Source organism: Flavobacterium sp. (assembly GCF_046317795.1).
GTDB lineage: Bacteria > Bacteroidota > Bacteroidia > Flavobacteriales > Flavobacteriaceae > Flavobacterium.
Genome location: NZ_JBKCVI010000169.1, coordinates 1 through 8697 on the forward strand (window position 1 = coordinate 1; position 8697 = coordinate 8697).

Below are 8697 nucleotides of genomic sequence, written 5' to 3' on the forward strand. Positions count from 1 at the left end.
GTAGATTTCCAGAGCCAAAAGCCATGAAAATCAAAATGAACATTGCTTTATTAAAAAAGCAAAAATTCTTATTATTAAATGTATTAGTCTTTTTCATAATCTGTAGCATTAATAAATAATAATAAACATATAAAAAAATAATTTAAAAACTACTCTATAGTAACTGTATTGACTATCAATTAAATAAAAACAATTTTAATAGTTATACTATATTTTACAAAAGTAATCATTTTATTATATATATAAAAAAAAAATCGACAAAATGTTAAAAAAGTAGCTATTGAGTAACTTAGTAACCGTTAAACGTTAAAATGTGCATATAATAGCCGTAAATAGAGCAATCTTGTTTTCAATTTTTTATTCCATTTAACTCATTTTGCTCCTATTTAGAAAAACTTATTAACAAAAAAATAAAAAAATAATAACGTTAATTTAATTGTATAAAAACTATGATTTTAAAATTGAAAAAATCAGCTGTCTTCTACTATTTTTCACTTCAATACTTAAGTCACTTAACTATGGTACTAGTTTCAATAAAAAAATAAATTTATTTGATAGAACTCTCGTTAATTCGTTAAGGGCGTTTTAATTTTCCACTAACTATCATAGTTTTTTTGAAAAAGGGAACCCATTTAATACCAGCATTTCATATTAGTTTTTTTACTTTTGCATACAAATTGAATATTTTTTTAATTTTTAAACTAATTTATTACAAATGTATAGAAGTCATAATTGCGGCGAGCTAAACGCCTCACACATAAATCAAGAAGTTACAATTGCGGGTTGGGTTCAAAAATCAAGAGATAAAGGATTTATGGTTTGGGTTGATTTACGGGACCGTTACGGAATAACGCAATTAATTTTTGACGAACAGCGTACAGACAAAACTGTTTTTGAAAAAGCAAAATCCCTTGGAAGAGAATTTGTTATCCAAGTAAAAGGAACCGTGATTGAACGTGAAGCCAAAAATAAAAACATGGCAACAGGTGACATTGAAATTTTGGTTACAGAAATGACCCTACTTAATGCCGCTTTAACGCCTCCATTCACCATCGAAGACGAAACCGATGGTGGTGAAGACATCCGAATGAAATACCGATACCTTGATATTCGAAGAAATCCGGTAAAAAACAGTTTGCTTTTTCGTCATAAAGTGGCGATGGAAGTGCGTAAATACCTTTCTGATTTGGATTTCTGTGAGGTAGAAACTCCTTATCTAATCAAATCAACACCAGAAGGTGCGCGTGACTTTGTTGTGCCAAGCCGAATGAATGCAGGACAATTTTATGCTTTGCCACAATCGCCACAAACCTTCAAACAATTATTAATGGTTGGTGGGATGGATAAGTATTTTCAAATTGTAAAATGTTTCCGCGACGAAGATTTGCGAGCCGACAGACAACCTGAGTTCACACAAATCGATTGTGAAATGGCTTTTGTGGAACAGGAAGATATCCTGAATGTTTTTGAAGGATTGACGCGTCATTTGTTAAAAGAAATAAAAGGCATTGATGTGGCTGAATTCCCAAGAATGACCTACGATTACGCCATGAAAACGTATGGAAACGACAAACCAGACATTCGTTTTGATATGCGATTCTGCCCCCTAATCCCCGAAGGGGGAACATTTGAGCCCAAAGGTTTTCCTGTTTTTGATGATTCTGAAATTGTTTTAGCTATCAATGTAGAAGGTTGTGCAAATTTCACTCGAAAACAATTAGACGAATTGACCGATTGGGTTAAACGACCACAAGTGGGTGCAAAAGGTTTGGTTTATGTGCGCTATAATGAGGATGGAACGCTAAAATCATCGGTAGATAAATTTTTTAATGAAGCCGTTTTAAAAACTTGGGCAGAAAAATGCAAGGCAAAGTCAGGCGATTTATTATTAATTCTTTCGGGAGAAACAAACAAAACGAGAACACAGCTTTCTGCTTTGCGCATGGAAATGGCAACACGATTAGGTTTAAGAAAGCCAGAAGTTTTTGCTCCGCTATGGGTAGTCGATTTTCCATTATTAGAATGGGATGAAGACAGCAATAGATTTCATGCGATGCACCATCCGTTTACCTCTCCAAAACCAGAAGATATCAAACTCCTTGAAACTGAACCCGGAAAAGTTCGTGCCAATGCTTATGATATGGTTTTGAACGGAAATGAAATTGGCGGTGGTTCTATAAGAATACACGATAGAGAGTTGCAAAGCAAAATGTTCTCATTATTAGGATTTACTCCAGAACAAGCAGAGGAACAATTTGGATTTTTAATGAACGCCTTTCAATTTGGTGCGCCACCACACGGAGGTTTAGCGTTTGGATTGGATCGATTGGTGGCAATTCTTGGCGGACAAGAAACCATTCGCGATTTTATTGCTTTCCCAAAGAATAATTCAGGAAGAGATGTCATGATTGATGCACCATCGGTGATTGACGGGTCACAATTGAATGAATTACATATTAAAATAGATTTTACGTCATAAATATCATATTCTTAAATTAGCGTTGAGCATACATTTAACTGTTCATAAATGATTACTATTTAAGCTTCTATTTTTAGAATGATTCAAATATTATATTGAAAATCATTTGATTATAATCTTAGTTTAAGCTTTTATTTTTATTTTTTTAAATTATTTTTGTTTGTCATGTCAGAAATAAGTATATCTTTGACCATTATTAATTATTTTTACAATATAAAATGCGCACAGGAACAGTAAAATTTTTCAACGAGTCTAAAGGTTATGGTTTCATCACAGATGATGAAACTGGAAAAGACATTTTCGTACATGCAACTGGAGTTAAATCGGAAGGTTTAAACGAAGGGGACAAAGTATCTTACGAAGAAGAAGAAGGTAGAAAAGGTAAAGTAGCCGCTCAAGTAGTAGCTATCGAAGACTAATATATATTATTTTTTGATTACCTAGAGTAACAAAACGTCTCGATTGAATCGGGACGTTTTTTTTATATCATGAACTAACTATTCATAATCATTTTAAATAGTCCATTTTTTTGAAATAAATAACAAACGTTTAACTTTTGATTTTTGCGATTTAAATATTGCGATGTATATTTGTGCCTATTTAAAAAACTCTTAATATTTAGCATTATGCAATCTAATCAATTAGATTATTTACCGATACTAATGCAAGCTGGTTTAGCTGTAGGTTTTGTTGTGTTAACAATAGTTGGTTCTAGCTTTCTAGGGCCTAAAAGACACTCCGCAAACAAAGATAAAAACTTCGAGTGTGGTATTGAATCTGTTGGTAATGCCCGAATTCCTTTTTCAGTAAAATATTTCTTAGTAGCTATCCTTTTTGTACTTTTTGATGTGGAAGTGATTTTTCTTTACCCTTGGGCGATTAATTTTAAAGCTTTAGGGATGGAGGGTATGATCAAGATGGTTATTTTTATGATGTTGCTTTTGGTTGGTTTCTTCTATATAATTAAGAAGAAAGCTCTAGAATGGGAATAAAAAACAATTGTTATGAGTGAAATAAAAACAAATATGGTTGCTCCACCAGAAGGAGTTGTTGGAGAAGGTTTCTTTGCTACCAAGCTTAACGATGTAGTTGGATTGGCTCGCGCTAATTCGCTTTGGCCATTGCCTTTCGCCACCTCTTGTTGCGGAATTGAGTTTATGGCAACCATGGCTTCGCATTATGATTTGGCTCGTTTCGGTTCAGAAAGAGTTAGTTTTTCTCCTCGTCAAGCGGATATGTTGATGGTAATGGGAACTATTTCAAAGAAAATGGCGCCTATTTTACGTCAAGTTTACGAACAAATGTCAGAACCTCGCTGGGTAATTGCCGTTGGCGCTTGTGCTTCATCAGGAGGTGTCTTTGATACTTATTCTGTTTTACAAGGGATTGACAAAGTAATTCCTGTAGATGTGTACGTTCCAGGTTGTCCGCCCAGACCAGAACAGATTGTTGATGGCGTGATGCGATTGCAGGATATAGTGAGAAGTGAATCGGTGCGCAGAAGAAGCTCTCCAGAATATAAAGAATTATTAGCTTCTTATAATCTTTAATATGGCTTTAGAAAACGCAATTATACAAAAAAAATTAACTCAAAAATTTGGTAACAAAGTACTGAATTTTGGAATGAGTAAAGATATTTTTTCTTTTGAAGCTACTCCAGATGCTATTCACGAAGTCATTCGAACTTTGAAAGTGGACGAAGAATTTAACTTTCATTTTCTAACTGACTTATGTGGTATTCACTATCCTGATAATGATGAAAATCACCAATTTGCTGTGGTGTATCACTTGCACAATTGGGTTGAAAATAGTAGAATTAGAATAACCACTTTTTTAGCAGGTGAAAATCCCGAAGTGAACACAATTACAGATTTATTTCTCACTTCCAATTGGATGGAGAGAGAAACTTGGGATTTTTACGGAATAAATTTCAAAGGACATCCACAGTTAAAACGGATTTTAAATATGGACGAAATGATTTCTCACCCGATGCGAAAAGAATTTCCAATGGAAGATAGCGGAAGAACCGACAAAGACGATCGTTTCTTTGGAAGAACTGCGCAAAAGTTATAAAACAAAATAAATAATTCAACATTATAAAATGTCAGACTTATTATTATTACCAGAGCATCGATATGCCAAAATTATTGAACAAACGCGCAACGAAGACGGAAGCGAACTCTCAATATTAAATCTTGGGCCAACACATCCAGCAACCCATGGTATTTTCCAAAATATTCTATTGATGGATGGAGAAAGAATATTGGATGCTGAACCCACTATTGGTTATATTCATCGTGCTTTTGAAAAAATTGCCGAAAACCGCCCTTTTTACCAAGTAAATGTGTTGACAGACCGAATGAACTACTGTTCTTCTCCCATCAATAACATGGCTTGGTGGATGACCGTGGAAAAATTATTGGATATTGAAGTACCCAAACGTGCTCAATATTTAAGGGTTATCGTGATGGAATTAGCAAGAATAACGGACCACTTAATTTGTAATTCAATCCTTGGTGTTGATACTGGAGCTTATACAGGTTTTCTTTATGTATTTCAATTCAGAGAAAAAATATACGAAATCTACGAGGAAATTTGTGGTGCCCGTTTAACAACTAATATGGGAAGAATTGGTGGTTTCGAAAGAGAATGGTCGCCAAAAGCTTTTGAATTATTGAATACTTTCCTGGAAGAATTTCCAGTGTGTTGGAAAGAATTCGAAAACCTTTTTGAAAGAAACAGAATTTTTATCGATAGAACCGTAAATGTAGGTCCTATCACTGCCGAAAGCGCCATGGCTTATGGATTTACTGGTCCAAACCTACGTGCCGCCGGAATAGATTATGATGTTCGTGTGGCGCAACCTTATTCTTCTTATGAAGATTTTGATTTCATTGTTCCCGTTGGAAAATCAGGAGATACTTACGATCGCTTTTGTGTTCGCAATGCCGAAGTTTGGGAAAGTTTAAGTATCATTCGTCAGGCATTAGCCAAATTGCCAGAAGGACCGATTCATGCTGACGTTCCCGATTATTATTTACCTCCAAAAGAAGATGTCTATAATAATATGGAAAGCTTAATTTATCACTTCAAAATTGTGATGGGTGAAGTTCCAGTCCCTGTGGCAGAAATTTATCACGCAGTAGAAGGTGGAAACGGAGAATTAGGATTTTATTTAGTTACCGACGGAAGTAGAACACCATACCGTTTACATTTCAGAAGACCTTGTTTTATTTATTACCAAGCGTATCCAGAAATGATAAAAGGTGCCATGCTTTCTGATGCTATCGTAATATTATCAAGTTTAAATGTAATTGCGGGCGAATTGGATGCGTAAGCCTCCCCAACCCCTCCAAAGGAGGGGCTACTAAAGGTTTTAAAATAAAAATGAAAAAAAGTATTAACATATAAATTCACGTTATGCCTCCCTCCCTTTTGGGGAGGGTTGGGGTGGGGCTTATGGAAAGAACACATATAAAACAAGAGATAAACATAACCGAATCGTTGATGAACCGAATCAATGAGTTAATCAGTCATTATCCAAAAGGCAGACAAAAATCGGCTTTATTACCAGTTTTACACGAAGTTCAAGATGCTCACGACAATTGGTTGAGTATCGAATTGCAAAACAAAGTAGCCGAGATTTTAGAAATATTACCCATCGAAGTGTATGAGGTAGTTACTTTTTACACCATGTTCAACCAAAGACCCATTGGAAAATACATGTTCGAGTTTTGTCAAACCGCAGCTTGTTGTCAAAACGGCGTGGAAGATTTGATGGATTACACCTGTTCAAAATTGGGCGTTGGTATTGGTGAACCAACTGCTGATGGACTTTTTGAAGTTCGAGGAGTTGAATGTCTTGGTGCTTGTGGTTATGCGCCAATGATGCAACTGGGTGATTTCTACCAAGAGCATTTAACGAAGGAAAAAGTAGACCAGCTAATTGATGATTGCAAAGACGGAAAAATAGTATTGCACGATAAATAAAAATGGAATTAACATCCTCACAGATAAACCAAATCAAAACATTTTTCACGAATAAACCTGTGAAAAAAGTATATTTATTTGGTTCTTATGCAAGAGGTGAAGCCGACGAAAATAGCGATGTAGATTTATTAATTGATTGGGATTACAGTCAACATATTGGATTGAATTATGCAGGATGGTGGGAAGAAATAAAAAATTTATTAAATAAAGATGTTGATTTCGTCTCTGTAAAATACATATCACCATTGATTGAAAAGTATATTAATAATGATAAAATTTTAATATATGAAGCATAATCTAGGCGATAGAGAAAGAATTATTCACATAATTGAAGCTATAGAAAATATAGAAATCATTTTAAGAGGTGTTTCACTTGAAGATTTTTCAAACAATTTAGAAAAAAAACTAGCGATCGAAAGATTACTTGAAATTATTGGAGAAGCAACTAATCATATCTCTGAAGAGGTGCTTCATAATACAAAAACATCTTCGCCTTGGAAAAAAATTATTTCAACAAGAAATATTATTTCACATGAATATTTTAGAATTGATGAAACACTATTATATCAAATAGCAACTATAGATATGGTTCCTCTTAAAAAAGATATTCAAAGCATATTAAAGGATTTAGACCAATATTTAAAATAATGGGAAGAAAAATATTATTAGACAAGATTAACGTTCCAGGCATCAAAACCTACGAAGTATACCGCAAAGAAGGCGGTTATGCTTCTGTTGAAAAAGCCCTAAAAAAAATGACCCCGGATGAAGTGGTTGAAGAAGTAAAAACTTCAGGACTTCGTGGTCGTGGTGGCGCAGGGTTTCCGGCCGGAATGAAATGGAGTTTTATCGATAAAAAATCGGGAAATCCTAGACATTTAGTTTGTAATGCCGATGAATCGGAACCGGGAACTTTTAAAGACCGTTACTTAATGGAATACATTCCGCATCTTTTAATAGAAGGAATGATTACCTCAAGTTATGCTTTGGGTGCCAACCTATCCTACATCTACATTCGTGGTGAATACATGTGGATATACAAAATTTTAGAATATGCTATCGCCGAAGCAAAAGCTGCGGGTTGGTTAGGAAAAAATATATTAGGTTCGGGCTACGATTTAGAATTATACGTTCAAATTGGTGGTGGCGCATACATTTGTGGAGAAGAAACTGCATTATTAGAAAGTTTAGAAGGAAAACGCGGCAACCCAAGATTGAAACCACCATTTCCTGCTGTGAAAGGTCTTTGGCAAAACCCAACCGTGGTAAATAATGTTGAAACGATTGCCGCTGTGCCTTGGATTGTAAACAATTCTGGTGCTGATTATGCAGGTATCGGGATTGGTCGTTCTACAGGTACCAAATTAATTTCGGCTTCAGGTAACATCAAAAATCAAGGGGTTTTCGAAATCGAATTAGGTGTTTCGGTTTATGAGTTTATGAATTCCGATGAATATTGTTGTGGAATGCAAGAGCTGGCCCCAGAGTCAATCCTGCTCTCAGAAAGGCTTTGAACCAAGTCTCCTATCCACGTCAGGCAGGAACTGGGAGCATGCATGGCAAGTCGTTGGGTATTGCACTGGTACCAAGGCACCCATTCCAGGTCCGCTCGAGGATCGTGGATGCCCCGAGGAATGGTCTTTCGGCAACCACCAAAAGTACCAAGTGAATGATCAAGTGAGTGTGACTGTATCTACTACTCCAGTAAAAGTCCAAGCTGTCTTCAAGTGCAAGCCATGGCCGTATTCGAACTTTTGCAGTATGTTCAATGTGGTCATATGGGATGGACGTATGGTGGGGATTGCACTGGAACCTTTACTCCAACATCAAGTCCAACCTTTGATCCACTGTCAGTGATTCCTGGTGGTTGCCCAGATGACTACAATATTTCGTCAATCAACTCTTACAAGGCAGGAAGTATAGTGAGTAAGACGATCAGCTCCACTCCGTTGCAAAAGATTATGTACCAATGTCGGGAGTGGCCAAACTCAGGGTACTGCAATCAAGTCACATTCGCTCCTGGTAAACAATATGATTACATTGCTTGGACCCGTCTGGGACCATGCGACGGTACCAAGGCTCCAATCAATGCTCCAATGCCAACAATTGCTCCAACCCATGCTCCCACACCAACCTCTTCCCCAACTATTGCTCCCACACCAACCTCTGCCCCAACTGCCAGTCCAAGTCAAGTCCCAACTAATATTCCCATGGGAGCGATATTGGAC

9 protein-coding genes and 1 pseudogene are annotated in these 8697 nt (G+C 36.0%); all 10 read left to right on the top strand.

What is annotated here, in order from left to right; all coding sequences use genetic code 11:
- The first annotated feature begins 715 nt into the window (after positions 1-715).
- Complete coding sequence (aspS, locus tag ACK5ON_RS10020) at positions 716-2479, top strand: aspartate--tRNA ligase (protein WP_409822116.1); 1764 nt, start codon at positions 716-718, stop codon at positions 2477-2479.
- Between the two features lie 218 nt (positions 2480-2697).
- Positions 2698-2898, top strand: a complete 201-nt coding sequence (locus ACK5ON_RS10025; protein WP_136151253.1) for a cold-shock protein — start codon at positions 2698-2700, stop codon at positions 2896-2898.
- A gap of 207 nt (positions 2899-3105) precedes the next feature.
- Positions 3106-3471: an NADH-quinone oxidoreductase subunit A gene (locus ACK5ON_RS10030; protein ID WP_396175586.1), complete on the top strand. Its 366-nt coding sequence runs from the start codon at positions 3106-3108 to the stop codon at positions 3469-3471.
- 12 nt (positions 3472-3483) lie between these two features.
- Positions 3484-4029, top strand: coding sequence for an NADH-quinone oxidoreductase subunit B (locus ACK5ON_RS10035; protein ID WP_396175584.1), 546 nt, complete (start codon positions 3484-3486; stop codon positions 4027-4029).
- 1 nt (position 4030) lies between these two features.
- The gene (locus tag ACK5ON_RS10040; protein ID WP_409822118.1) at positions 4031-4552 is read left to right on the top strand and encodes an NADH-quinone oxidoreductase subunit C; all 522 of its coding nucleotides are present in this window, start codon (positions 4031-4033) and stop codon (positions 4550-4552) included.
- A 28-nt stretch (positions 4553-4580) separates the two neighbouring features.
- Positions 4581-5816, top strand: a complete 1236-nt coding sequence (locus tag ACK5ON_RS10045; protein ID WP_396175580.1) for an NADH-quinone oxidoreductase subunit D — start codon at positions 4581-4583, stop codon at positions 5814-5816.
- A gap of 122 nt (positions 5817-5938) precedes the next feature.
- Positions 5939-6469 carry a complex I 24 kDa subunit family protein gene (locus ACK5ON_RS10050; protein WP_396175578.1) on the top strand — a complete coding sequence of 177 codons (531 nt, stop codon included), beginning with the start codon at positions 5939-5941 and terminating at the stop codon, positions 6467-6469.
- Positions 6470-6471: 2 nt separating this feature from the next.
- Entirely contained in the window at positions 6472-6765 is a 294-nt protein-coding gene (locus tag ACK5ON_RS10055) for a nucleotidyltransferase family protein (protein ID WP_396175576.1), read from the top strand.
- Positions 6755-7117, top strand: a complete 363-nt coding sequence (locus ACK5ON_RS10060) for a DUF86 domain-containing protein (protein ID WP_396175574.1) — start codon at positions 6755-6757, stop codon at positions 7115-7117. The genes ACK5ON_RS10055 and ACK5ON_RS10060 overlap by 11 nt, the downstream gene beginning before the upstream one ends.
- Positions 7117-7968: pseudogene (locus tag ACK5ON_RS10065) on the top strand (NADH-quinone oxidoreductase subunit F); the annotation flags it as partial. The gene ACK5ON_RS10060 and the pseudogene ACK5ON_RS10065, both read left to right, overlap by 1 nt.
- Between the last annotated feature and the right edge of the window lie 729 nt (positions 7969-8697).